Raw genomic sequence first — 23,959 nt, forward strand, 5'->3', positions numbered from 1 at the left:
GCATGCGGCCGTGCGTGTCCTGACGCAGCTGTCGTGTCGCTGCGCTGCGCGCTGCTCGGGCTGAGTCTGCTGCTTGGTGGCTGCGCGGCATCGGCCCCTGCACCGCTGGAACACCAGGTCTACGTCTGGCAGCGGCAATGGAGTGGCGCGCACGCGGTGGCGCTGGCACAGACCCGGGCGGACTTCTCGGCGCTGCGCGTACTCGCGCTGCAGGCGCATCCGCGCGCCGGCTGGGGCCGCGCCGCGGTGGATCTGCGGCAGCTCGCCGCCGATGGCCGCCCGGTGATTGCGGTGGTGCGGCTGGACGGGCAATTGCCGCAACTGGACGCGACGCGCATCGACGCCGAGGTGCTGCAGGTGGTGCGCACTTGGCGCGCCGCCGGCGTGGCGCTGCGCGGCGTGGAGATCGACCACGATTGCGCCACCGCGCGTCTGCCCGCCTATGCGGCGCTGCTGCGGCAACTGCGCGGCGCGCTGCCGGCCGACCTGGCGCTGAGCATCACCACTCTGCCCGCCTGGCTGGACAGCCCCGCGCTGACGTCGCTGCTGCGCACGGTCGACAGCTCGGTGCTGCAGGTGCATGCGGTGGACGCACCGACGACCGGCCTGTTCGATCCGGCACGGGCGCGGCGCTGGGCCGACCGTTACGCCCAGCGCAGCGCCACGCCGTTCTGGCTGGCCCTGCCGGCCTACGGCGTGGCCCTGGTCGACGGCACCGACGCCGACGCCGCACCGCTGATCGAAAGCGAGGTACCGCTGGCGGCGAGCGGCGCACGCCGCGAACTGCGCGTGTCGCCGCAGCAGCTCGCCGCCTTCGTCGATGCGCTGAGTGCGCGCCGCCCGTCGCACCTGGCCGGCATCGTCTGGTTCCGCCTGCCGCTGCCGGGCGACCGCCGCGCCTGGCCGCTGGCGACACTGCAGGCCGTGGTGCACGGACGTCCGCTCCAGACCGCCGTGCAGGTGCAGGCCAGCGGCACCGGCCCGGTCTACGACCTGACGCTCGCGAACGATGGCACGACCGCGGCCACGCCGCCGCAGCGCGTGGTCCTGCGTGGCAGCGCCTGCGAGGCCGGCGACGCACTCGGCGATTACCGCCTGCAATGGCCGGCACCGTCGCCCCGCTTCGAACGCACTCGCGCATCCCAAACCCTGGCCGCCGGAGAACGCCGTGCACTCGGCTGGGTCCGCTGCCGCCGCCTGCACACAGGTGCCATCGATGTCCTGCCGTGATTCCCGACCCGCGGCCACGCTTGCCGCCGCGCTGATGCTGCTCCTGCTGCCGCTGGGCGGCGCCCGCGCGTGCGGCCCGGAGTTCCCGTACCGCCTGCTCGACGACCGTGCCGGCGCGCTGGCGCAATTGCCCGAAGGCAGCTTCGCTCGCGAAGTGCAGCGCCTGGGCGCACCGATCGCCGGCCTCGGCCGCGCGGGCACGGCGACCCTGCCGCGCTACTGGGACGCCGGCGCGCAGTTCCCGCAACAGCGCGACGACGTCGAACGCAGGCAACTGGGCGCCGCACGGTTCGCGCGGATCGAACAACTGCGCGCGCTGGACGATGCGCAGCAGGCCGAACGCGACGGCGCCGACCTGCCGCCGGAACTGCGCCTGTACACCGCCGGCGCGGTGGCGTTCGCGCAGGGCCGCTATCCGTCGGCCGCGGACTACTTTCGCCAGGTGCTGGCCCTGCCCGAGGCACAGCGCCGGGCGCGCAGCACGTGGGCCGCCTATTCGCTGGGACGCAGCCTGGCGCTGGCCGCCGACGGCGCGCTGGCCGGCGATGCCGCGCCGCAGCGGCAGGCGTACCGGCAGCAGGCGCGGCAGGCCTTCCAGCAGACCCGCGCGTTGCGCCTGGCCGGATTCGACGATCCGCTGGAGCTGGGCATCGCCAGCCTCGGCGAGGAGGCGCGTCTGCTGCTCGCCAGCGGCGACTGGAACGGCGCGATCGACCTGTACGCGGTGCAGGCGGCACAGGGATCGGACACCGGCCTGAGTTCGCTCAAGCAGGTGGCCGCCGATCTCGCCCGCCGCAGCGATGCCGAACTGGCGCCGCTGTTGCAAGGGCAGGCGGTGCGGCGGCTGTTGATCGCCCGGCTGCTCAGCGACAGCCACGCCTTCGATGCCGACTCCGGCAGCGTGCTGTCCTCGGCGCGCTTCCTGAACCTGCTGCAGGACGCCGCGGGCGATCCGATGGAAGACGCCGATCGCCTGGCCGCGCTGGCCTATCGCCAGGGCGATTACCCCGGCACCGCGCGCCTGCTCGCACACGCCGGCGACAGCGGCCTGGCCTGGTGGCTGCGCGCCAAGATGGCACTGCGCGACGGCGACGCCGCGCGTGCCGCACAGGCCTACGCGCAGGCATCCCGGCGCTTTCCGCCGAACGAGGAATGGGGCACGCGCCGCAATGGCGACTGGAGCAACGAGACGCTCAAACCGCAGTGCCGCATCGAGGGCGAAGCGGCGATCCTGGCGCTGCAACGCGGCAGCTACGTGGAGGCGTTGGCACAGCTGTACCGCAGCGGCGACCTCTACTGGGAAGACGCCGCCGCGGTCGCCGAGCGCGTCCTCACCGTGCAGGAACTGCAGGACTACGTGGATCGCCACGTGCCCGCCACGCCGCCGGCCACCGCGAACGCGGCGCCGGAGTATTGGGAACGGACGCCGGCCCTGAAACTGCGCGAGCTGTTGGCACGCCGGCTGATGCGCGACGGCCGCTACGACGATGCGCTGCCCTACTTCGCCCAGCCCGAATTGCGCGAGGCGGCACGCCGCTATCGCGATGCGCGGCGGCAAGGCACATCGGCCTGGACCGGCATCGGCCGCGCCGAGGGCAATTACCGGGCTGCCCTGATCGCGCGCCGCCAGGGCATGGAACTTCTGGGCTACGAACTGGGGCCGGACAACCGGGTCTACGCCGGCAACTATGCCGAAGCCACGGCGCATGCGCAGCTGCGCCCCGGCGGCCTGATCGCCGCCGCCGAAGCGCAGCGCTGGAACGCCACCGCCGCGCAGCCTTACCGCCGCTACCACTATCGCTGGATCGCCGCCGCCCTGGCCGATCGCGCCGCCGACGACCTGCCCGCACGCAGCCAGGCCTACGCCGCCGTGCTGTGCCAGGCGACCGACTGGCTGATCACGCTCGACCCCGCGCAGGCGCGTCGGTCCTATCAGCGCTATGTCGCGCACGGCGCACTGAATCCGGTGCCCGGCAAGGCCTATGTGTTCGGCGTGGGCGCCTGCGAGACGCCGGATTTCGAGGGCGCGCGGCGGCGCCTGTGGATCGAGCGCGGCCAGGCCGTACGCCACTTAGTGCACACGCATCGGCTCGCCCTGGGCGCGGCCGGCCTGGCGCTGCTGGCCGCGGCAGCCTGGCTGGTGCGCCGGCGCATGCAGCGCAAGGCGCGGAAAGTCGCAACGCAAACGCCGCAGGACTGAGCCTGCGGCGCGGGTCGGCCGCGATCCGCGCACGAGCGCACTGCTTGCCATCACCGGCGACACCGTCAGGCCCGCGCTGTGCCGCCCTGACCAATCCCCAATCCCGGCTCCCCAATCCCCAAGGTAGGGATCGCCGCTCCTCGCTCGTCTCTTCAACAGGACTTTCCTGTTTACCGCTGGAATCGCGTCGACGCACGCGGCGCCGGCCGCTCTGCCGTCCTGGACGACCGTTCTCCCAATGCAGCACCGCACCACGCGCGACAAGGACGTCACCGCTCGCGGCATGCGCCGCGTGGCGTTCGCGTGCCTGCGTCAGTTGCGCACACACCCGGCCTGGAGCCTGCGCTCAGTTCCAGCAGTACCAGGCCAGGCAGGCGATCACGATCGCCGCCAGGCAGCACAGGCGCACGCTGCGGCGGCGGCTCAGCAGCGCGTGCACGCCCTGCAACAGCAGCAGCGCGCCCAGGACGCACAGGCCGACCAGCCGCCCGTTGCCGCTGTCCTGGAAATTGGCCGAAGACAACTGCGGATCCGTACCGTCCACCCATGCGTACGGGCTACCGGACACGGCATACAGCAGCAGCATGCCCAACGCATAGCCGCTCCAGGACAGCACCTGCGCGGTGATCGCCACGGCCTTGCGCGCACGTGTCATCGCGCGGCCTCACTCGCACACGAACAGGGTGCCGGCGGCCGGATCGGCGCTGCTCGGACGCAGCGGCGTCGCTTCGCAGCGCGCGACGTCGCCGACACGCCGGGAGACCTGCACCCTGCCGTCAGGCCCGTATCCACACACCAGATAGACGCCATGCGGATCGGGCGCATCGAAGCGCCAGATCGACGCGCCCGCATCGCCGGGACGACGGCTGTCCTCGTTGCTCGGCACCAGCGCAGCCATCTCGCGCGGCGGCCCGGAATAGACACCGCTGGAGAACAGCCGCAGCGGCGGCGCGGCGGCGAGATCGACGCGGGCGCCGGCCGGCACGTCGGGGCTCTGCAGCTGTGCCTCGGCGATACGCAGGCGCCCGGGGCACTGCAGCGTCTCCCTGGCCGCGGCGGGCGCGGCCGAAAGCACGGCGATGAGCAGCGGCAGCGCGCAGCGCGCCGTGGCGGACATTCCCTTCGACACCATCACACGCTCCCTGTCGGCTGCAGGATCGAGACCGGCAAAGACCTCGGCCTTCGCCTCGCACGCCCGGCGGCACAGCCGACCACTGCTGCAGGCCACATCGCCAGGCCGCGCATACGGTGCCTCCGACATCGCCAAAGGTCAACGCGACGACACGACGCGCAGCGGGCGTCATCGCGTGCGTTGGCGCCATTCCCTGCATTCCCCCGCCCCATCCACCCGCAGAAGAGAACACCGATGCAAAGCACGACCCACGACTACAGCCAGTACAGCCCGAAATGGCAGTTCCGCTTCAACTTCTACGACACCCACGGCGAACCCAAGTCGGCGACCTTCAAGGAAGCGATGAAAGCGCTGCCGTTCAAGGACAAGCTGCGTCTCAACATGAACTGGTTCGCCTTTTTCTTCGGCTTCATCTACCTGTTCGTGATCGGGTTGTGGCGCAAGGCGCTGATGCTGCTCGCCATCTCGCTGTGCTGCGGGATTGCGCTGGCCTTCCTTCCGGACGCGGCCAGTCGGGCCTTCGGCATCGCCTACTCGATCCTGGTCGGCATGACCGCCAACTACGCCTACTATCTGGACAAGGTGAAGGGCAGCACCAGTTGGAACCCGTTCGAAGGCATCCGCTGGTAACCGATCCCGCGCGCATCGTCTTGCATGCGCATCGGTCCGCCGCCGCAGTGGCGGCGGACCCATCCTATTCCCTCGCCACCCAGGCCCACGCCCAGGCAGCCCTTCCCTCCGCCTGTGCGCTTCGTTCGTTGCGCACAGGCACTTCAACGAAGGAGCCGCCTGATGTCGCCCACGTTTTTCCGCCCGGCGTTCGCGCGCCGCCCCCGCCGCGTCGCACCGCTGGCCGCCGCCCTCGCCGTCCTCGCCACGGCCGGCCCACACGCGGCCTACGCGCAAACGGATGCCACCACCCTGCCGACCGTGCGCGTCAGCGAGCGCAGCGACCCCGGCAAGCGCAGCAGTACCGCCACCAAAACCGACACCACGCTGCTGGAAACGCCGCAGTCGCTGTCGGTGATCGATGATGCGCGCATGCAGGCCCAGGGCGCGCAGACGCTGAAGGACGCCCTGAGCTACACCCCCGGGGTGATCCCCACGCGCTACGGCACCGACTCGCGCTACGACTGGATCTCGTTGCGCGGCTTCGACGCCTATGCGCCCGGCTTCTACCTGGATGGCATGCCGCTGCGCAACAACGGCAACTGGGGCATCTGGCCGATCGAACGCTATGGCGCCGAGCGCATCGAGGTGCTGCGCGGCCCGGCCTCGGTGCTGTATGGACAGAGCGGCCCGGGCGGGCTGGTCAACGCGATCAGCAAGCGGCCGAGCGCCGAACCACTGCACGAACTGCAAGTGCAGCTCGGCGATCACCAGCGCCGCCAGCTCGCCGGCGACCTGTCCGGACCGCTCAACGAGGACGGCACCGTCCTGTACCGCCTCACCGCCCTGGCACGCGAGGCCGAGCTGGCGGCCGGCGGCATGCGCGACGACCGCCGCTTCCTGGCCCCGGCGCTGACCTGGGCGCCCAGCGACGCCACCCGCCTCACCCTGCTCTCGCAGTTCGGCCGCACCCGCGCCGGCGTGTACCTGCGCATGCGGCCGGCGGTGGGATCGCTGGTGCCGACCGCGATCGGCACCCATCTCCCCAGCCGCCTGTTCGAGAGCGACCCGGTCTACAACCGCTTCGACCTGGACACGGCGATGCTCGCCGCGCTGTTCGAACACCGCGTCAACGAGGTGCTGAGCCTGCGCCAGAACGTCCGCTACGGCCGCCTGAAGGTGGACTACCGCAGCGTGCAGGGACGCGGCTTCGTCATCGAAAACCCCGCCGATCCGCTGGACCCGGCCAACTTCGCCCGGCTGCACCGCACCGCTTCGGACAGCAAGGAAACGGTGCACGCGCTGAACCTGGACAACCAGCTCGAGCTGCGCCTGCACGCCGGCGCCATGCAGCACACGCTGCTGTTCGGCCTGGACTACCAACGCACGCGCATCGACCAGGTCAGCCACAGCGGCGGCACCACCACGCCGCTGGACATCCGCCATCCGGTCTACGGCGATCCGGTCCGGATGCCGGCGCCCTGGTACGACGGCATCGCCACGGTGAGCCAGACCGGCCTGTACGTGCAGGACCAGGTGCGCTGGCGCGAGCACTGGCTGCTCACCCTCGGCGCGCGTTACGACCGCGCCGACAGCACGCTGGACAGCCGCCTGGACGGCAGCCGCAGCGACATCGTCGAACGCAAGGCGAGCAAGCGCGCCGGCCTGACCTACGTGGCCGACAACGGCTGGGCGCCGTACCTGAGCTACAGCGAATCCTTCGTGCCGACCGCGACGCTGGACCCGCGGAGCGGCCGTGCGTTCCGTCCGGAAAGCGGGCGCCAGTACGAAGCCGGGCTGCGCTTCCAACCCGACGGCGGCACCCAGTCGTACAGCGCCGCCGTGTTCGACCTGCGCCGGCGCAACTACCTGACCTACGACCCGGACTTCCTCCCGCGCCAGACCGGCGAAACGCTGGTCCGCGGCCTGGAACTGGAGGCATCGCTGCACCCGCTGCCGCGGCTGCAGGTGATCGGCTCCTACAGCTACACGCCGACCGTGGAAGTGACCGCCAGCAGCAACCCGCGCGAGCTAGGCAAGCCGCTGTCGGCGGTGTCGCGCCACGCCGCGGCACTGTGGGCCGACTACCGCTTCGACAGCGGCATCCGGCTCGGCCTGGGCGCGCGCTATACCGGCGCCAACCGTGGCGACCTGGACGCCGCACGCGCCGAAGTGCCGGCGTTCACCCTGTTCGACGCGCTGCTCGGCTACGACCGCGACCGCTGGAGCCTGGCCTTGAACGTGCACAATCTCGCCGACAAGACCTACCTCAGCAACTGCGACGCCTACGACAACTGTTACTACGGCGAGCAGCGACGCGTCATGACCACGGCCACGTATCGCTGGTGAGGCAGCGCGGGCGCGATGGCAGCCTTTGCCATCGCGCCCGCGTCTGCTGCAGGTCGATGCGCAGGCTGCGCCTCGGGTGCCGCTGGCGGCATTGCATGCCAGGCAGACAGGTCTGCCACCGGCAACCGGCGACTGCGGGCGCGACGCAGCCCCTCAATCGCCCGGTTGCGTCGCCCTGAAACCCGCATGCCCGCAGGCCGCGTCGTAGGCGTAGTCGCCCGCTGCGAGCAGGTGACGGCCGCTGTTGATGTGCGCAGGTGGCGTCTTCAGCGGACCGCGCCACTGCACGCTGTCCGGAGTCGCCGCCTTGCCATCGCCGACCGCAAAGCTGTAACCGAACACCGATTGCCCCTTTGCATCGACGACGTCGAGCCGCAGTTGGGTGGCCTCCGGCACCACCCGCGTGGGGTGACCCGCGATCTCCACGGTCTGTTGCAGGCTGGTGGGCGTGGCGGGCGGCACCACCGGGTTGAGCATCATGTAGGACACACCGGTGTCGGGCAGCAACTTGCCGCAGACGCGGTAGTCGCTGCCGCTGCGGGGAAAGCTGGCGCAGGCACTGGGCGCCTGCCAGTCGCCCGGCGCATCGGCGTTGGCGGCGCCGCGCTGCAGCGGTACCAGTGCGAATCCCTTCAGCGCCGCCTGGCTGACGCCCAGGGTGATGCCCTTGGCACTGACGATGTAGCCGGGGCTCATGCGCTGCGCGCGCATCTGTGCCAGGTTGAGGAACGGATTGCGCGCGGCGTCGACGCCGCGGTCATAGCCCACGCCCATCATGCCGAAGGTCGGCGAGATGGTGCTGCAGTTGCGCAGCACCTGGGTGCTGCTGCTCAGCGCGGGGCTGCCATCGTAGCCGGCGCAGGTGGCCGGCACCTGTGCCAGCGGCTTGGGTTGCTTGGCTACGCTGGCGACATCGCAGGTGCACTGCGCGGCCAGCACGGTAATGCGGTCCACCCGCGCGGCGGCGCGTTTGCCGTCGGGCGAGACACCGAGTTGCATCGGCACGTCCACGTACTTGCCGGGGTGATATTTGCTGTCGCTCGAGTAAAAGATGTGGCCGGGCGTGCTGGACGCGTCCCAGGCACTGCGCAACGCGTCGCTCAGCGGCACCACCACGCCGGTGGAACCGGTATCCACCTCCAGCACCTGACTGCCCTTGCTGCGGCCGTCGGCATCGCTGCCGAGCTGCACCCGCACCTGGTAGGCGAACTTGGGCGTGGCCCTGGAAGCCAGCGGCAGGTCCACCGTCTGCGTCTGCAGCGCGCAGGTCTGCGCGGCGGCGGTGGCGCTCCCGGCCAGGCATAGCGCGGCCCCGCTCCAGCGTGTCCATCGGTTCATGGCGATGCCTCGTTTGGGTGTTGCGCCATGCTAGAGCGCGGCAGCATGCCCATCGTGCGTGGATCCGCACGATGCGGCGCTTGTCTACCGCCGCTGGCGTGGCGCTGTGGTCGGCATTCCAGTGGCGACGCAACGCGACCTGCACACGCGAGGCGTGCATCCAGATCCCGGCAACGCCTGCCCGCGCGCAACCCAGGGTTGCCAAGCCGGGGAGCTTGGTACACAATGCAGTCCGTTGTGCGCCGGGCTGATTCAAAAACATCTTTTGAATCAATGCGTTGGACGAGAGCCGCAAGGCATCGTCCGCTTCCCGCCGCAAGGGCCCCGGCAGCGGGGCTTTGTTTTGTCGGACGCCACAGGCGTTGCGGCAAGACGTCAGTCCACCGGCCTGGTGGCAGAGTGGTTATGCAGCGGACTGCAAATCCGCGTACGCCGGTTCAATTCCGACCCAGGCCTCCATCTTGTTTCGACGCCATGGGCCGCTTGCTGCGGCCCATTTGCGTTTGTGCCCTGCGCTGCGATCGCCTGGCGCGCTGGCGCCGCGGTTGCGCTGCACATGCCCTCGCCTTCACTTCGCGTACGCAGCGCCGCCCACGCCGCATTTAGGCTGGCCTGCATAGGGTCGATGCTCTGCCCGAGCTGCCGATCGCGATGACACTACCCGCTGCGCACGCCGAGCCCGCGCCTACCCGGCGGCGCGGGCTGTTCCGTCTGCTGGGGTCCGGCGTGGTGACCGGCGCCGCCGACGACGATCCCTCTGCCATCGGCACCTATGCCAGTGCGGGGGCGCGCTACGGCTTCGCGTTCCTGTGGATCGCGCCGGTGCTGCTGCCGATGATGTACCTGGTGGTGTATCTGTCGGCCAAGCTCGGGCGGGTTTCCGGCAAGGGCCTGTTCGCGATCATCCGCGACCGCTATCCGCGCTGGGTGCTGTATCCCACGGTCCTCGGCGCCTTCATCGGCAACGTGATCGAAGCAGCAGCCAATCTTGGTGGCATCGGCGCGGCGCTGAACCTGTTGATTCCGCTGCCGGTACCGGCAATCGTGGTCGCGACCGCGCTGGCGATCTTCGCCCTGCAGGTCTTCGGTTCCTATCGCCTGCTGAAGCGGATCTTCCGCTGGCTGGCGCTGGCGCTGTTCGCCTATGTCGCCGCCGCCTTGCTGGCCCGCCCCGACCTGCGCCAGGTGCTGCGCGGCACCTTCGTGCCGCATGCCGAATTCAGCCGCGAGTACCTGTCGATGATCGTCGCCTGCATCGGCACCTCGCTGTCGGCCTACATCTTCACCTGGCAGTCCAATCAGGAGGTGGAAGAGCAGATCGCCAAAGGCCACCGCAGCCTCGCCGCGCGCCAGGGTGCCAGCACCGGCGAACTGCGCCGTACCCGCCGCGACGTGATGGTCGGCATGCTGTTCTCCAACCTCATCCTCTACTTCATCATCCTCTCCACTGCCGCCACCCTGCACCGCTCCGGCCAGACCGAGATCGCGACCGCGGCGCAGGCCGCCGCCGCGCTGGAACCGCTGGCCGGTCCCGCGGCCAAGTGGCTGTTCGCGCTCGGCTTGGTCGGGGTGGGCTGCCTGGCGGTGCCGGTGATGACCACCGGCGCGGCCTACGACCTGGTGCAGGGCGTCGGCCACCAGGGCAGCCTGCACGCGCGGCCGCGCGAGGCCAAGCTGTTCTACGCCACCATCGCGTTGGTCACGGCGATCGCCGTGGGGCTGAACTTCCTCGGCATCAATCCGATGAAGGCGCTGGTGCTGTCGGGCATCGTGCAGGGCATGTTGGTGCCGCCCCTGCTGTTGCTGATGATGTTGATGAGCAACGACCGCACGCTGATGCGCGGCCGCGTCAACAGCCGCATCACCAATGCGCTCGGCTGGATCACCGTGGCGGTCACCTTTGCCGCCAGCGCCTGCCTGCTGGTCACGCTGCTGCTGTAGGCACGCAAAAGCTGCGTGACTGAAAAACTTTCGCTGGCGCGCTGCGCCTGGCATGCCGCACCAGTGCAATGCAGCGCAGCGGGGGCGAAGAAGATGCTGGCACGCATTCTGCGTTCCAAAGGCATCCCCTTCCGACTCCACGGCGATGATCCTCAGCTTTCTGCAACATCGTCTGCCGGCCTGGCCGGTGCAGGATCCGGTCAGTGCCGGCCGCACCAGCGAGATCGTCGCAGGCCAGCAGGCACAGATTCTGGTGCTGTGGGGCGGCGAAGTGCGCAACGAACGCGCGCTGTTCGGCCGCCGCGATGCGCCGCAGGGCCCGCTGATCACCAGCGAACGGTGCGCGCGTACCTGGCCCGCGGCGCAGGCCGCGGTCTGGGAAACACAACGCTGCCTGGTGCCGATCGCCGGCTTCAGCGTCGCCGGCGACGCTGCGCGTGGCGCATGGATCTGTGAGGCATCCGGCCCGCTGTTCGCCGCTGGCCTGCGCAACAGCATGCAGACCCAGGACGGCTTCCATCTCTCGTGCTTCTCCCTGCTCACCGACGCATCGGCATCGCCGCACCCGCCTACCGAGGTGCCGCTGCTGATCGGTGCCGACGACGTGATCGGGTGGCTGTACCTCGACGGCAGCGAAGCGTTGCGGCGCCTGCGGCACGCGCCGCCACAGCGTTTCGTCAGCATCGATGCGTTGCTGCGCGGCCCGTTGCCGTATGAGCGTCCGCACTGAGCGCAGGCGGGCGTCCATCCACGGGGAGGCGATGTGCGGCATCCCGCATCACGAACGTGGCATGCCGCACATTCCGTGCGTACGAAGGCACAGATCGCGATGCGCGACGACATTGCTGAAGCGGCCTGGATCCGCTTCAGCATGATGAGGACGCGTCTTAGCCTGTTTTCGCCTTGCACTCACACAGGCGGAGGACGATGGAATGACCTGATCCGCAGAGTGCAACCCGCATGACGAAACCCCTACTCGCGATCGTGGATGGCAATACTGCGTTGTCGGACCACGTGTCCACCTTCTCCCTGCGCCGTGGCATGGCGCTGACCCGACTGCCGTCGATCGCGCACGCGCGACATTGGCTGCAACAGCAACGCGTCGATCTGCTGCTGCTCGACGGCGACGCCGAGCGCGTCGCCGCGATGGAGCTGATCAACGCCCTGGCCAGCCGCTCGGATGCGCGCATCGTGCTACTGGCCACCGAGGCGCAGATGCCGAAATGGCGCGGCCTCGCCGGCGACAGCGTCACGCTGCTGCAGGCTCCCCCGCCGTGGCCGCAGCTCGACGCCGCGCTTGAGCAGGTTCTGCGCCGACTGCCGCCGCGTCGCGGCAAGGCCCGCTTCGGCCTGGTCGGCGAATGCGCGGCGATCGCGCGGGTGCAGCGCGACATCGCCCGCGTCGCGCCGCTGGACATCTCGGTGCTGATCGCCGGAGAGACCGGCACCGGCAAGGAACTGCTGGCCAAGGCGATCCACGACGCGAGCGGACGCAGTGGGCGCCTCGTGGCGGTCAATTGCGGCGCGATTCCGCCGGAACTGCTCGCCAGCCAATTGTTCGGCCATGAGCGCGGCAGCTTCACCGGCGCCAATCAGCGCCATGCCGGCTACTTCGAACAGGCACAGGGCGGCACCCTGTTTCTGGACGAGATCGGCGAGATGGCGCCGGAACTGCAGGTCTACCTGCTGCGCTGCCTGGAAACCGGGGCGATCACCCGGGTCGGCAGCGATGCCGAGGTCAAGCTGGACGTGCGCATCGTCGCCGCGACCCACCGCGACCTGCTCGGCGACGCCAGCACGCTGCGCCGCGACCTGTACTACCGGCTGTCGCACTACGTCATCGAACTGCCGCCGCTGCGCGAGCGCGGCGACGACGTGCACCTGATCGCCGACGCGCTGCTGGATACGCTCAACCGGCGCTATGGCACGCGCAAGCAGTTCGATGCCTTCTCACGCACGGTGCTGGCCCAGCACCGTTGGCCAGGCAATGTACGCGAGTTGTCCAGTGCGGTGGCGCGCAGCTACTACCGCGCCGATGGCGAGGCGGTGACGGTCGAGCCCCTGCTGCAGGGCGAGGCAGCGCCGCCGATGCGCGAGGCGCATGGCCAGTCCGCGGCGACGGGCGACGAGGTGACCTTCCGCGTGGGCACGCCGCTGAAGCAGATCGAGCAGGAGATGTTGGCGCGCACCCTGCACGTCAACGGCGGCGACAAGTCCGCCGCCGCGCGCAGCCTGGGCATCAGCGTGCGCACGATCTACAACCTGATGTCGCGCAGCGAACGCGATTTCCGCTGAACGCCAACGTCGCGGCACCGCGACCACGTCACAAGGCAGCCGCGCCTCGCGGCGGAAGCCGCTCCGAAAGGTAGCTTCCCAACTCGGCCCGTCGAGCCACGCGTCCCGCGCTAAGGCAGGCCGCACGCCGCGCGCAGTTCGTCCTCGATCGGGGCCACCTGGCCCGGCGGCCGCGATTGCGGCCGGCACAGGTAGGTTTCCTCGGCGATGCGCGCATCCACGACGAAACCGGCACTGCGCAGCATGGCCTCCACGCCGGCATGGTTCGGCGCCCACCAGTTGGTCGGATCGTCGGCCAGGCGATGCTCGATGAAGGCCATCTTCGGCCAGCCCGGTTCGCACATGCGGCCGCGCTCAAGCAAGCCGATGTCGCGCGGGGCCGGATACACCTCTTCGCCCGGCATGGTCATGGTCTGCAGCACCAGGGCGCGCCGGCACAGCCGCCGCACGATGTCCAGCGCCAGCAGCGGATGCCGCAGGTGATACAGCACGCCCATCAGCCACACCAGGTCGTACTGCTCGGCTTCGCGCGCTAGCGCGTACACCTGCATCTGCCGGAAGCGCACGCGCCGCTGCAGACCCAACTGTTCGGCCGCCCAGCGCGCCTGCCGCAGGTAGTGCGGGTTCATGTCGATCGCCACCACGTCGGCGCCGCGCCTGGCCAGCTCGAAGCTGTAGAAGCCGGCGTTGCAGCCGATGTCCAGCACCCGCCAGCCGCGCAGGTCGGCCGGTATGTGCGCGGCCATCTGCCGCCACTTGCAGGCGGGAAAATCGCCATAGGGATGCTCCGGCAGGGTCTGCCGGCCGTCGGGCAGGTGCAGGTTGTGGAACCACGGCCCCAGCGCCTGGATCGGATCGTCCGGGTCGAGGGACGGAACGGCGGATTGCATGGCGGTCTCCCGGGAAGGCGCCGAACGCGGCTCAGCGGTTGACGAACTTGAAGAAGCGGCTCTGGCTGCCGTCGCTGGTCTTCTCCTGATACAGGAAGGCCAGTTCTTCTTCTTCGAACTTGTCGAAGAAGTCGTCCCAGCTGATTTCTTCCAGCGCCGCATCGTCGCGGAACAGGATGCGCAGCACGCCGGCGTCCTCGTCGGCTTCGGTGCCGCGCACGCTGGCCGGGCGGCCACCGCGGGCCTCGACCCAGCGGCGGATCTCGTCGTGATCGGTGGTGGTCTTGGCGTCATGCGAAGGCATGGGCGGATCTCCTGGTGGAGGTGGACATGGCCGCGTCGGCGACGCAGTCGAGCGCATCGTGCAGGGTCTGCGCGCGATGCGCGGCGGTGTGTTCGGCGAGCACGCGGCGGCGCCCCGCCTCGCCGATCGCCAGGCGGTGTGCCTCGGGCAGGTCGCGGAGCCAGCCCAGCACCTCGGACGCGCGCCGCGCGATCAGGATGTCCTTGCCCGGCGCGAACAGCGTCTCCAGTCCATCCCAGGGATCGGAAATGATCGGCGTGGCGCAGGCCGCCGCCTCGAACAGGCGCACGCTCGGCGACCAGCCCGCCAGCACCATGTCGGCGCGGGTCAGATTGAGGGTGAAGCGCTGCTGGTTGTAGAAGTCCATATGCTGCGCCGGCGGCAGGTGCGCACAGCGCTGCACGTTGTCCGGCCAGACGATGTGCGGCGGATACAGCGGCCCGGCGACCACGAAGCGGCCCTGCGGCCAGGCCATCGCCGGCTGCAGCAACAGCCGCTCCAGCGGCGGCTGCCGGTCGTCGCTGTAGGTGCCCATGTAGCCCAGGTCGTAGCACTGCGCCTGTGGCTGCGGCCGGTACTGTTCTGGATCGAACGCGCAGTACAGCGGCACGGCGCGCGGCGCACCGTACACGCGTTCCAGCCGCTGCAGGGTCGGTCCGCCGGTGAAGGACAGATACAGGTCGTAGTGCGGAATCAGCGCCGGCGAGAGATAGGCGCAGTCGCCGCGCTGCAGCGCCGCCACGGTCACCGGCGTATCGATGTCGTAGAAGGCGACCACGCCGCGCGCGGTCCGCTGCACCCAGGCGCCGACGTCGATGCCGTCGGGCACGTAGGAGCCGACGATCACCAGGTCCGCCGCCGCGATCGTGGCCGCATGCCGATCCTGCAATTCCTCGAGGCTGGCGTACAGCACCGGCGCGCACGGCAACTGCGCCGGTGGATCCTGGTGTTCGGCGTACCAGGGCACGTCGCGCTCCAGGAACAGCACGCGGTCGCCGCGCGCCTGCAGCGCGGCGATCAATGCGCGGTAGGTGGTGGCATGGCCGTTGCCCCAGGACGAGCGCAGGCTCAGGCCGAGGATGACGATGTCGCGCGCGGCCATCACGCCGCCTCCCGCTGGCGCGCGTCCAGCAAGGCTTCCACCTCGCGCGCACGGTGCGTGTAGGTGTGGTCGCGCAACAGACGCTGCCGCGCCCGTGCGCCGATCGCCTGCGCGTGCGCGGCGTCGATGCGTTGCAGGTAATGCGCCACCTGCTCGCTGTCGTGCGCGACCAGTACCTCCGACTGCGGGGTCAGGAACGCCTCGATCCCATCCCAGGCATCAACGATCAGGCAGGCGCCGGCACCGGCCGCCTCGAACACCCGCGTCGGCGGCGACCAGCCGAAGCGCGCCATGCTGTCGCGGTTGACGTTGAGCACCATGCGCACGCTGCAGTTGAAGGCGTTGTGGTCGCGCGTGGACACGTGGCCGAGCGTGCGCACGTTGTCCGGCAGGTCTGCGTCCCAGCCGCTGCCGCCGAGCAGGAATCTCGCGTCAGGCAGGCGCCGCGCCGGTTCCAGGAAGAACTGCCGCACCCGTGCCTCGCGGTCCGGCAGGCGGTTGCCGAGGAAGCCCAGGTCGGCGGCGAAGCCCGACTGCGCCGGCGCCGGATGGTGGCTCGAAGGATCCAGCGCGTTGTAGATCGGCACGCAGTCGGCCGCGCCCAACGCCCGATACGCGCTGACCACGCGCGGCCCGCCGCCATAGGTCAGCACCAGGTCGTAGCGCGGGATCTGCGCGCGGAACGGATCGTCCGCATCGGCCTGCACCCGCTCCAGCGTGGCCGGCGCGTCCACGTCCCAGAACAGCACCTGGGTGCGCGACGACCGCAGGCCCAGCACTTCGCGCTCCAGGAACGCATCGAACACGCCGACGCCGCTGGCCTTGACCACCACGTCGGCGCCGCGCGCCTGTTCCAGTGCGCGCGCCGCGTCGGCTTCGGCCGCACCGGGATAGACGGTGACCTGGGCCCACTCCGGATCGTCGATGTCGCGGTGCTGCTGGCGCCCGAACGCATCTTGTTCGAAGAAATGGATGTGGTGGCCGCGCTGCGCCAGCGCGTGCAGCAGGCCGCGGTAGTAGGTGGCGGCGCCATTCCAGTACGAGGACACCAGGCTGGAACCGAAGAAGGCGATGTGCAACGGGCTAGGCATGACTGAGGCTCCGGTGTTCGGGGTGCGCCGCGGGCGCGTCGAGTTCGGCGAGCACGGCCAGCAGTTCGTCGACACGGTGCGCGCAGCTGTGGCGGGTGCGGATGGTGTGCAGGCCGTGCATGCGCAGCGCCGCGGCGAGCTCGGCGTCGTGCAGCACGTCGTGCAGGTGGCGCTGCATCTGCGCGCCGTCGCGCGCCACCAGGTAATCGCGCCCGGGCGCGAACAACTGCTCGACGTCGTCCCACGGTGCGCAGACCAGCGGGATGCCGCAGGCCAGCGCCTCGAACACGCGGATCGTGGGGATGCCGGGCAATGCGCGCACGTACGGCCGCCGCGGCACGTGCACGGTGACGCGGAAATGCGCGAACGCCTGCGGCGCGCGATGGTTGGGCAACCAACCGGCGTAGTCGATGCCGGCCTCGGCCAGCGCCTGCAAGGCCTGCGGCGGATAACGCACGCCGTGGATGCGCGCGCGCAGGCGCAGCCTCCGTACCGGCTGGATCAGGAACGTGTCCAGCTCCTGCGCACGCTCATCGTCGCCCCAGTTGCCGATCCACAGCAGGTCGCCCTGCTGCGCCTGCCCGAGTTGCGGCTGGAACACGCGCAGATCCGCCGCTTCGTGCCAAGTCCATACGCGCCGGCTCCAGCCGTGGCGCAGATACTGTTGGCGCACCGCCTCGCCGAAGGCGAGCACGCCGTCGTAGTCGGACAGATCGAACCGCGCCATCTCGTCGGGGGCGCTGACCGAGCGGTGGTGGGTGTCGTGGAACAGCACGCGGCAGCCGACAGGCGCTTCGCGGCCGATCCGCGCGATCAGCGCGGGCGCGTTCCACTCGTGCACCAGCACCACGTCGGCACCGTCCAGCACTCCCGCCAGATCCAGTGTGGCCAGGTCGTAGCGCGTGCTGCGCAGCTGCGGAAAGGCGTCCGCGAAGGCCTGCAACGGCGCCTCGCCCTCCTCCGCCTGCAGTTGCGCGCGGCTCCAGCTGTCGTGCGGCTCGTACACCGCCACCGTATGCCCGCGCGCCTGCAGGTCGGCGACGATGCCGCGCAGGAAATGCGCATTGCCGTGGTTCCAGTCCGACACCAGCGAGTGATAGAACAGTACGAAGTTCATGCACCGACTCCGATCGAGGACAACATGGGGACCGGCGGGCCGGCCCGTCCGGCCACGCGCGGCGTGCCGCGATGCGCGATCAGCGTCCGATAGCGCTGGCGATAGGCCGCGGCCATGGCGGTGGCGCTGTAGCGCCGTGCCTGCGCAACCGCGCGCCGGGCCATGCGCTGACGCAGCAGCGGATCGCCGATCAGGCGCTGCAACTGCGCCGTCAGCGCCTGCGCGTCGTCCGGCGCGACGTACAGCGCCGCCTCGCCCCAGACCTCGCGCAGGCTGGGGATGTCGCCCAGCAGCAGCGCGCAGCCGGCCTGCGCGGCTTCCAGCGCCGACAACCCGAACGGTTCGTAGCGCGCCGGCAACGCATACACGCTGGCACGCGCCATCCAGCGGCGCAGGCGCGACGGCGGCAGCTGGCCCAGCAGCAGCGCCTGCGCGATCGCCGCGGTGCCGCCGTCCGGATGCGCCGCCTCGCCGGCGATGCGCAGCGCCCACGGCAATCGCGGCGCGACCGCCGCCAGCGTCCGCAGATTCTTCGCTTCGTCCCACAGCCGCCCCGCCGCCAGCACCAGCGGTCGCTTGGCGCTGGCCGGCACCGGCCGCGACAGCGGCACGGCGCCGTTGGCGATCACGCTGCATGGCGTGTCCAGCGGATACTGCGCACGCAACGCCGAAAGCATTGCCTGGGTCGGCGCGACCACGTGATCGGCCGCCGCCAGGCCCGCGGCGACCGTGGCGCGGTAGTGATCCCACTCGGGCGGCAACGCCTCGCCGCGCACCGCCTGCCACCAGGAACCGACGCAGGAATGCGCGGTCATCAGCACCGGCGCCGGCCACGCCAGCGTCCCGTGCGCATAGTCGTTCAGATGCACCACGTCCGGCCGCACCTGCGCGGCCAGCGCCTGCAGCCAGCGCCCGGCGGCGGCGACATCGGCCCAGGGATCGGCCATCCACAACAGCAGGTAGCCACTGGCGTGCAGGCGCAGCCCCGGGATCGCCGCGGCCTCGCGCCACTGCGCCGGCGTCGGGGTCGCGCCCATCGTCGCCAGTTCCACGCGATCGCCCTGCGCGGTCAGCACGCGGCACAGGCTCAGCGCGTACTGCCACACGCCGCCGACGGTGTCGGCGGTCATCAGGATCCGCAGCGGCCGCTCAGCGTCCATAGAGCGCATCCACGGTGCGGGCGACCTCGAGCAACTGCAGCGCCGCCGGGTCGAACCCGGGGTCGGCGCGCAGGCGCTCGGCCCAGTCCAGCAGGGCGCGCCCGCCCCAGGCATCCGGTGGCGAGGCCAGGCGCTCGCAGCGCGTGCCGTCGAAGCGGTCCACGGTGAAGTCGAAGAACGAGCCGTCGACATTGCGCAGCGCCGCGCCGCCACCGGTGCCGTACACATGCGCCTGGATCACCGCATCGCAGCCGGCCGGCAGGCGCCAGGAACAGGCCATGCGCACGCTGGCGCCGTTGTCCATGCGCCACTGCGCGCAGGCGTAGTCCTCCACCTGCCGCACCGGCCGGGTCAGCGGCCGGCCCTGCGCGTACAGCGCCGCCTGCAGGTCGTGGTGGCCGCCGCTGCCGGTGAGCCACATCGCCAGGTCCAGCAGGTGGATGCCCAGGTCGATCACGCAGCCGCCGCCGGAACGGGCGATGTCGTAGAACCAGTCCTTGTCCGGGCCGTAGGCGTTGTGGAACAGCAGGTCGATCGCGAACACCTCGCCCAGTGCGCCCTGCGCGATCTGCTCGCGCAGCGTCGCCATGCCCTTGGCGAAGCGATAGCTGAAATCCACCGCGAGCAGGCGGTCGTGGCGTTGCGCCAGCGCCAGCAGCTGCTCGGCTTCGGCCGCAGTGCGGGTCAACGGCTTCTGGCAGAACACCGCCAGGCCGCGCTGCAACGCCGCAGCGGCCTGCGCGGCGTGCGCACCGCTGGGCGTGGCGATGACCACGCCGTCCAGGTCCTCGCGCGCCAGCAGCGCCTCCAGGTCGGGCAGCAGGTCGGCGGCCGGTGCGTCCTGGCGTGCGTCGTGCAGCGCCGTCGCGCTGGCATCGGCGATCGCCACCACCTCGCCGAGCCCGCTGTCGGCCAGGGCGCGCATGCGCGCGCGTCCGATCCAGCCGACGCCAAGAAAGCCGAGTCGCGGTGCACGCCACCGCGGTTGCGCCCACGCGTTCATGCCAGCACCACGCCTTTGAGGAAGCCCTCGGGGCGCGCCTCCATGTCCGCGAATGCTTGCGGCAACCGGTCCAGCGCATAGCGATGGGTCAACAGCGGAAACGGATCCAGGCGCCCGTCGGCGACCGCCTCCACCGCCTCCTGCAGGCCGCGCAACGCCACCCGCGGATCGCGCTCGTGCGCGTTGACCACGTCCAGGCCGCGCCAGTTCCACTGCTGCATGTCGACCTGGCGCGGGCCGTCCTGGTGGTAGCCGGCGATGACCAGGCGCCCGCCTTCACTGCACAGCGCACTGGCGATGTCGAGGGTGACCTGCTCGCCGGCGGCCTCGATCACCCGCAGGCAGCCGCTGCCGCCGGTGAGTTCGTGCACCGCGCCGATCGCGGCATGGCGATCCTCGGTGGCCAGGGTGGCGCTGGCGCCGCACTGGCGTGCGACCTGCAGGGCGTACTCGCGCCGCGACAGCGCGATCACCTGCGCACCCAGCCCGGTGGCCAGTTGGATCAGCAGCGCGCCGATGAAGCCGACGCCGACCACCGCTACGGTCTGGCCGGGCTGGATGTCGCTGCGGCGCAGGATGTTCATCGCGCAGGCCAGCGGCTCGCCCGGCAGGTCGAGGCCGGACAGCGCCGGCGGCAAGCGCACCAGCGCGTCGGGTTCGGCGATGTCGTACTCGGCATAGGCGCGGCCGGACAGCAGCGCGACGCGATCGCCCGGCGCCCAGTCGCGGACCTCGGCGCCGACCGCGTCGACCTCGCCCCAGCCTTCGTGGCCGGGCGCACCTGGTTCGAACGGATAGGCGAACCACGGCCGGCCGGCCCACACCGGCAGATTGGACGCGCACACGCCGCAGCCGTGCAGGCGCACCCGCACCTGCTGCGGCGCAGGTTCGGGGCGTGGCTGGCGCTGGGTGACGATGCGGCCTGGGCCTTCGAAGACGACGGCATGCATGCTGTTCATGCGGCGTGGATCCTCCGTTGCGGTGGGGAAACAGGTGCGGCGCGCTCGGCCTGCGTGTGCAGCCAGCGGTGCAGGCGCGCGATGCCGGCATCGGCGCCGACGCGAGGCGACCAGCCGGTGGCCGCGGCAAAGGCGCGTGTGTCGGAGACGTAGTAGCGCTGGTCGCCGACCCGCGGCGCGGCGTGCGCCAGTTCCAGGCGATGGCCGACCAGGACCTCGATCCGCCGCAGCACCTCGCGCAGGCTGGCGGCATTGGCCGGGCCGCCGCCCATGTTGAACGCCCGCCCGGACAGCCGCGGCATCTGCGCCTGGCATTGCAGGAACGCCTCCACCAGGTCGTCAACGAACAACAGGTCGCGGACCTGGCGGCCATCGCCATACACGGTGATCGGCTGCCCTTGCAACGCACGAATCAGGAAATGCGCGACCCAGCCCTGGTCTTCGTTGCCGCACTGGTGCGGGCCATAGATGCAGCTCATCCGCAGCACCACCGCCTGCAGGCCGAAGCTGCGTGCGTAGTCCAGCACATACTGGTCGGCGCCGCCCTTGGAGCAGCCGTAGGGGCTGTGGAAATCCAGTGCGCGGCGCTCGTCGATGCCGCGCGCGCGCAGCAGCGGGTCGCACGGCTGGTAGCGCTGCGCGTCGGCCTCCAGCGCGACATCGTCCAGCGCGCCGTAGACCTTGTTGGTGGAGGTGAACAGCAACGGCGGCGGTCGCCGCACGCCGCGGATCGCCTCGAGCACGTTGAAGGTGCCGCGCAGGTTGACCTCGAAGTCGTGCGACGGATCCTCCAGGCTGGAGGTCACCGCCACCTGCGCGGCCAGGTGGAACACCTGCGCCGCCTGTGCCACCGCATCGCCGAGCAGATGCCGGTCGCGCACGTCGCCCACTTCCACCTGCAGGCGCTCAGCGGGATAGCGGCTGCGTAGCCACTGCAGGTTGTGCTCCACGCCCGGCCGCGACAGGTTGTCGTAGACGATGACCCGGCGTCCGCTGTCGAGCAGGCGCGCGGCCAGGTTGGTGCCGATGAAGCCGGCGCCACCGGTGATCAGCACTGCATCGGCGCGCGGACGCGACAGCGCACGCAGCGGCGTGGTCTCTGCGCCCGCCGCTGCGGCGGCCGGGAGCGGCGCGACGGAGCGCGGTGCGCGCGACAGGTGCGCGCCGTGTTCGTGGTGCAGCGACGCCAGCGCCTGGATGCCGTCGTAGCCCTGCTCGGCCCACAGCCGGTACAGCAGCTTGGCACGGCCGCGCTCGTCGCGCAGGCCGAAGTGATAGTGGCGCTCGTCCTCGTGGAAACCGTCCTGGTGGCTGATGCTGCCGTGCAGATCGCGCGCGGCGTACCAGTACAGCCGCTCCACCGGCGCATCCAGCGTCTCGCGCAGCTGCCGCACCTGCTCGATCTCGTCGTGGCGCCAGGTCGAGTAACCGGTCTCGCTGAGCCACACCTGCGGCTGCAGGCCGTGCGCGGCGAGCACCGCGCGCACCTCACCGAGCACGTCCGCCCACGGCCGGCGACGGAAATCCCAGGTGCCAGGGAACCCGTGCACGCCGACCGCGTCGATATGCGCCAGCGCCCCGCGCTGCGCCATCAACGCCAGCCAGTTCGGGTCGGTCGGGCACATGCCGCCCAGCAGGGTCTTCTTGCCCAACTGGTGCGCCCAATGCGCGGCCTGGCCGATCATCTCGGCGAAACGCTGCCAGTCGTGGTCCAGGTGCCAGTCCCAGTCGTTGAGGTTGTTCGGCTCGTTCCACAGCTCGATCCACTCGAAGCCGGCGCCGAAGCGACCCACCACCTGGTCGATGAAGTCGGCGAAGGCCTTGCTGTCGCGCGGCGGCGACGCGGTGCGCGGTTCCAGCCCCAACGACGGCGGGGTGTAGCAGAAGCACGGCAGCACCTCGCAGTGCGCGCTCAGCAGCGGCATCAGCCAGGCGTACCAGCGCTCGCCCTCGGCGGTATGCCAGTCGGCCCAGGAGAACTGCGTGCGCAGCCGGCGCACGCCGAGCTCGCGCATGTCGCGCAGCAACGCGTGCACCGCGTCTTCGTCGCCGATCCGCAGCCATTCGATCAGGCCGATCTCCGCCAGCCGTTCGCGTGCCTGCGCGCTCATCCCTGCAACCCCCGCCGCGCCAGCTCGGCATTGGCCGCCTCGATCCCATCGGCGGCGGTCTGCTCGGCCAGCCACGCCACCAGTTCGCCCAGGCCCTGTTGCAGTTCCACCTGCGGCACGTAGCCGATGCGTTCGCGGGCCAGGGAGATGTCGGCGAAGCAGTGCCGGATATCGCCCACGCGATAGTTGCCGGACAGCTGCGGCGGCAGATCGTCGATGCCCATGGCCGCAGCGATGCGTTGCGCCACTTCGTTGATGCTGATCGCCTGACCGCTGCCGATGTTCAGCGCCAGACCCGCGGCGGCCTCGCTTTCGTAGGCCAGGCGGCAGGCACGGGCGACGTCGCTGACATGCACGAAATCGCGGCGTTGCGCGCCGTCCTCGAAGATCACCGGAGGTTTGCGATTGAGCAGCCGCGCCGCGAAGATCGCCAGCACCCCGGTGTAGGGATTGGACAGCGCCTGGCGCGTGCCGTAGATGTTGAAGAAGCGCAGCGCCGTGGTCGGGATCGCATAGGCCTGGCCGACGATCAGGCACAGGCGCTCCTGGTCCAGCTTGGACAGCGCGTACACCGAGGACGGCTCCGCGGGCTTGCGCTCGTCGGTCGGCACCGGCTGCAGCACGCGCCCATCCACGCTCGGCTCCCACTGCGCGCGGCGCAGCTGCGCCAGCGGTCGTTCGCGCACCGGCACCGGCGTGCCATCGGTATCGACATAGGCGCCCTCGCCATAGATGCTCATGCTCGACGCCACCACCAGCCGCTGCACCGGGCGCTCCACCAGCGCTTCCAGCAGCACGGCGGTGCCGAGGTTGTTGGTCTGGGTGTAGTGCGCGATCTGGTACATGCTCTGGCCGACGCCGACCGCCGCGGCGAGATGGAACACGCCGTCCACGTCCTGCAGCGCCTGGCGCACCGTCGCCGGATCGCAGACGTCGCCGACGATCAGTTCCACCTGCGCGGACAGATAGTCCGGCCGCGTCGCCTGCGCGCCGTGCACCTGGGCGCACAGGTTGTCGAGCACCCGCACCCGGTAGCCGTGCGCCAGCAGTTCGTCGGCAAGATGCGAGCCGACGAAGCCGGCGCCGCCGGTGATCAACACGCGCTTTCCGGCATGCGGGCGGCCCGCG

The 23,959-nt window shown here is 70.6% G+C and carries 20 protein-coding genes and 1 tRNA gene; 8 read left to right on the forward strand and 13 right to left on the reverse strand.

Features of this window, described 5'->3' with window-relative positions; all coding sequences use genetic code 11:
* Nucleotides 1-33 precede the first annotated feature (33 nt).
* On the forward strand, nt 34-1,230 hold the full coding sequence (locus tag PIQ37_RS11230; RefSeq protein WP_342073529.1) for a DUF3142 domain-containing protein: 1,197 nt from the start codon (nt 34-36) through the stop codon (nt 1,228-1,230).
* Nucleotides 1,217-3,430 (forward strand): hypothetical protein, encoded by a 2,214-nt coding sequence (locus tag PIQ37_RS11235; protein WP_342073530.1) that lies wholly within the window; start codon nt 1,217-1,219, stop codon nt 3,428-3,430. The genes PIQ37_RS11230 and PIQ37_RS11235 overlap by 14 nt, the downstream gene beginning before the upstream one ends.
* Before the next feature lie 346 nt (nt 3,431-3,776).
* On the opposite strand, the gene PIQ37_RS11240 is transcribed toward PIQ37_RS11235, so the two are convergent.
* Nucleotides 3,777-4,085: a hypothetical protein gene (locus PIQ37_RS11240; RefSeq protein WP_342073531.1), complete on the reverse strand. Its 309-nt coding sequence runs from the start codon at nt 4,083-4,085 to the stop codon at nt 3,777-3,779.
* A 9-nt stretch (nt 4,086-4,094) separates the two neighbouring features.
* Nucleotides 4,095-4,691, reverse strand: coding sequence for an STY0301 family protein (locus PIQ37_RS11245; protein WP_342073532.1), 597 nt, complete (start codon nt 4,689-4,691; stop codon nt 4,095-4,097).
* 105 nt (nt 4,692-4,796) lie between these two features.
* Here PIQ37_RS11245 and PIQ37_RS11250 point away from each other — a divergent pair, with 105 nt between their 5' ends.
* Together PIQ37_RS11250 and PIQ37_RS11255 are read left to right on the forward strand one after the other, a co-directional pair.
* Nucleotides 4,797-5,192 (forward strand): DUF2628 domain-containing protein, encoded by a 396-nt coding sequence (locus PIQ37_RS11250; RefSeq protein WP_342073533.1) that lies wholly within the window; start codon nt 4,797-4,799, stop codon nt 5,190-5,192.
* A 162-nt stretch (nt 5,193-5,354) separates the two neighbouring features.
* A complete protein-coding gene (locus PIQ37_RS11255) occupies nt 5,355-7,520 on the forward strand; it encodes a TonB-dependent siderophore receptor (RefSeq protein WP_342073534.1) in 2,166 nt (721 codons plus the stop codon).
* Nucleotides 7,521-7,673: 153 nt separating this feature from the next.
* Here PIQ37_RS11255 and PIQ37_RS11260 read toward each other — a convergent pair whose 3' ends face one another.
* Complete coding sequence (locus PIQ37_RS11260) at nt 7,674-8,858, reverse strand: hypothetical protein (protein WP_342073535.1); 1,185 nt, start codon at nt 8,856-8,858, stop codon at nt 7,674-7,676.
* Between the two features lie 385 nt (nt 8,859-9,243).
* Between PIQ37_RS11260 and PIQ37_RS11265 the strand changes: the two genes are divergently transcribed.
* From PIQ37_RS11265 to PIQ37_RS11280, 4 genes are all read left to right on the forward strand, one after another.
* A tRNA-Cys gene (locus tag PIQ37_RS11265) sits at nt 9,244-9,317 on the forward strand.
* Between the two features lie 192 nt (nt 9,318-9,509).
* Complete coding sequence (locus PIQ37_RS11270) at nt 9,510-10,799, forward strand: NRAMP family divalent metal transporter (RefSeq protein ID WP_342073536.1); 1,290 nt, start codon at nt 9,510-9,512, stop codon at nt 10,797-10,799.
* Between the two features lie 145 nt (nt 10,800-10,944).
* Nucleotides 10,945-11,529, forward strand: a complete 585-nt coding sequence (locus PIQ37_RS11275) for an SOS response-associated peptidase family protein (RefSeq protein WP_342073537.1) — start codon at nt 10,945-10,947, stop codon at nt 11,527-11,529.
* Between the two features lie 230 nt (nt 11,530-11,759).
* Nucleotides 11,760-13,094, forward strand: a complete 1,335-nt coding sequence (locus PIQ37_RS11280) for a sigma-54 dependent transcriptional regulator (protein WP_342073538.1) — start codon at nt 11,760-11,762, stop codon at nt 13,092-13,094.
* A gap of 110 nt (nt 13,095-13,204) precedes the next feature.
* Here PIQ37_RS11280 and PIQ37_RS11285 read toward each other — a convergent pair whose 3' ends face one another.
* Genes PIQ37_RS11285 through PIQ37_RS11330 form a run of 10 tightly spaced genes read right to left on the reverse strand, consistent with a single transcriptional unit; the run spans nt 13,205 to nt 23,931 of the window.
* On the reverse strand, nt 13,205-13,984 hold the full coding sequence (locus tag PIQ37_RS11285) for a TIGR04290 family methyltransferase (RefSeq protein ID WP_342073539.1): 780 nt from the start codon (nt 13,982-13,984) through the stop codon (nt 13,205-13,207).
* A gap of 31 nt (nt 13,985-14,015) precedes the next feature.
* Entirely contained in the window at nt 14,016-14,288 is a 273-nt protein-coding gene (locus PIQ37_RS11290) for a hypothetical protein (protein ID WP_342073540.1), read from the reverse strand.
* On the reverse strand, nt 14,275-15,390 hold the full coding sequence (locus PIQ37_RS11295; RefSeq protein WP_342073541.1) for a CgeB family protein: 1,116 nt from the start codon (nt 15,388-15,390) through the stop codon (nt 14,275-14,277). Before PIQ37_RS11295 ends, PIQ37_RS11290 begins: the two co-directional genes overlap by 14 nt.
* Nucleotides 15,390-16,481, reverse strand: coding sequence for a CgeB family protein (locus PIQ37_RS11300; RefSeq protein WP_342073542.1), 1,092 nt, complete (start codon nt 16,479-16,481; stop codon nt 15,390-15,392). Before PIQ37_RS11300 ends, PIQ37_RS11295 begins: the two co-directional genes overlap by 1 nt.
* Entirely contained in the window at nt 16,474-17,598 is a 1,125-nt protein-coding gene (locus tag PIQ37_RS11305) for a CgeB family protein (protein WP_342073543.1), read from the reverse strand. The genes PIQ37_RS11300 and PIQ37_RS11305 overlap by 8 nt, the downstream gene beginning before the upstream one ends.
* Nucleotides 17,595-18,728: a glycosyltransferase family 4 protein gene (locus tag PIQ37_RS11310; RefSeq protein ID WP_342073544.1), complete on the reverse strand. Its 1,134-nt coding sequence runs from the start codon at nt 18,726-18,728 to the stop codon at nt 17,595-17,597. The genes PIQ37_RS11305 and PIQ37_RS11310 overlap by 4 nt, the downstream gene beginning before the upstream one ends.
* A 19-nt stretch (nt 18,729-18,747) precedes the next feature.
* Nucleotides 18,748-19,761: a Gfo/Idh/MocA family protein gene (locus PIQ37_RS11315; RefSeq protein WP_342073545.1), complete on the reverse strand. Its 1,014-nt coding sequence runs from the start codon at nt 19,759-19,761 to the stop codon at nt 18,748-18,750.
* Entirely contained in the window at nt 19,758-20,720 is a 963-nt protein-coding gene (locus PIQ37_RS11320) for an MDR/zinc-dependent alcohol dehydrogenase-like family protein (RefSeq protein ID WP_342073546.1), read from the reverse strand. Before PIQ37_RS11320 ends, PIQ37_RS11315 begins: the two co-directional genes overlap by 4 nt.
* Nucleotides 20,717-22,831, reverse strand: coding sequence for an NAD-dependent epimerase/dehydratase family protein (locus tag PIQ37_RS11325; RefSeq protein WP_342073547.1), 2,115 nt, complete (start codon nt 22,829-22,831; stop codon nt 20,717-20,719). Before PIQ37_RS11325 ends, PIQ37_RS11320 begins: the two co-directional genes overlap by 4 nt.
* Nucleotides 22,828-23,931 carry an NAD-dependent epimerase/dehydratase family protein gene (locus tag PIQ37_RS11330; protein WP_342073548.1) on the reverse strand — a complete coding sequence of 368 codons (1,104 nt, stop codon included), beginning with the start codon at nt 23,929-23,931 and terminating at the stop codon, nt 22,828-22,830. The genes PIQ37_RS11325 and PIQ37_RS11330 overlap by 4 nt, the downstream gene beginning before the upstream one ends.
* Between the last annotated feature and the right edge of the window lie 28 nt (nt 23,932-23,959).

Origin of the sequence: Xanthomonas protegens (assembly GCF_038442435.1) — a bacterium.
Lineage (GTDB): Bacteria > Pseudomonadota > Gammaproteobacteria > Xanthomonadales > Xanthomonadaceae > Xanthomonas_A > Xanthomonas_A sontii.

Excerpts from the sequence above, each read along its gene's own strand:
- PIQ37_RS11295 (WP_342073541.1), bottom strand. The coding sequence starts at position 15,390 with ATGGCCGCGCGCGACATCGTCATCCTCGGCCTGAGCCTGCGCTCGTCC.
- PIQ37_RS11315 (WP_342073545.1), bottom strand. The coding sequence starts at position 19,761 with ATGAACGCGTGGGCGCAACCGCGGTGGCGTGCACCGCGACTCGGCTTT.
- PIQ37_RS11285 (WP_342073539.1), bottom strand. The coding sequence starts at position 13,984 with ATGCAATCCGCCGTTCCGTCCCTCGACCCGGACGATCCGATCCAGGCG.
- PIQ37_RS11250 (WP_342073533.1), top strand. The coding sequence starts at position 4,797 with ATGCAAAGCACGACCCACGACTACAGCCAGTACAGCCCGAAATGGCAG.
- PIQ37_RS11290 (WP_342073540.1), bottom strand. The coding sequence starts at position 14,288 with ATGCCTTCGCATGACGCCAAGACCACCACCGATCACGACGAGATCCGC.
- PIQ37_RS11275 (WP_342073537.1), top strand. The coding sequence starts at position 10,945 with ATGATCCTCAGCTTTCTGCAACATCGTCTGCCGGCCTGGCCGGTGCAG.
- PIQ37_RS11280 (WP_342073538.1), top strand. The coding sequence starts at position 11,760 with ATGACGAAACCCCTACTCGCGATCGTGGATGGCAATACTGCGTTGTCG.
- PIQ37_RS11310 (WP_342073544.1), bottom strand. The coding sequence starts at position 18,728 with ATGACCGCCGACACCGTCGGCGGCGTGTGGCAGTACGCGCTGAGCCTG.
- PIQ37_RS11270 (WP_342073536.1), top strand. The coding sequence starts at position 9,510 with ATGACACTACCCGCTGCGCACGCCGAGCCCGCGCCTACCCGGCGGCGC.
- PIQ37_RS11260 (WP_342073535.1), bottom strand. The coding sequence starts at position 8,858 with ATGAACCGATGGACACGCTGGAGCGGGGCCGCGCTATGCCTGGCCGGG.
- PIQ37_RS11235 (WP_342073530.1), top strand. The coding sequence starts at position 1,217 with ATGTCCTGCCGTGATTCCCGACCCGCGGCCACGCTTGCCGCCGCGCTG.
- PIQ37_RS11245 (WP_342073532.1), bottom strand. The coding sequence starts at position 4,691 with ATGTCGGAGGCACCGTATGCGCGGCCTGGCGATGTGGCCTGCAGCAGT.
- PIQ37_RS11305 (WP_342073543.1), bottom strand. The coding sequence starts at position 17,598 with ATGAACTTCGTACTGTTCTATCACTCGCTGGTGTCGGACTGGAACCAC.
- PIQ37_RS11325 (WP_342073547.1), bottom strand. The coding sequence starts at position 22,831 with ATGAGCGCGCAGGCACGCGAACGGCTGGCGGAGATCGGCCTGATCGAA.
- PIQ37_RS11255 (WP_342073534.1), top strand. The coding sequence starts at position 5,355 with ATGTCGCCCACGTTTTTCCGCCCGGCGTTCGCGCGCCGCCCCCGCCGC.
- PIQ37_RS11240 (WP_342073531.1), bottom strand. The coding sequence starts at position 4,085 with ATGACACGTGCGCGCAAGGCCGTGGCGATCACCGCGCAGGTGCTGTCC.
- PIQ37_RS11300 (WP_342073542.1), bottom strand. The coding sequence starts at position 16,481 with ATGCCTAGCCCGTTGCACATCGCCTTCTTCGGTTCCAGCCTGGTGTCC.
- PIQ37_RS11320 (WP_342073546.1), bottom strand. The coding sequence starts at position 20,720 with ATGAACAGCATGCATGCCGTCGTCTTCGAAGGCCCAGGCCGCATCGTC.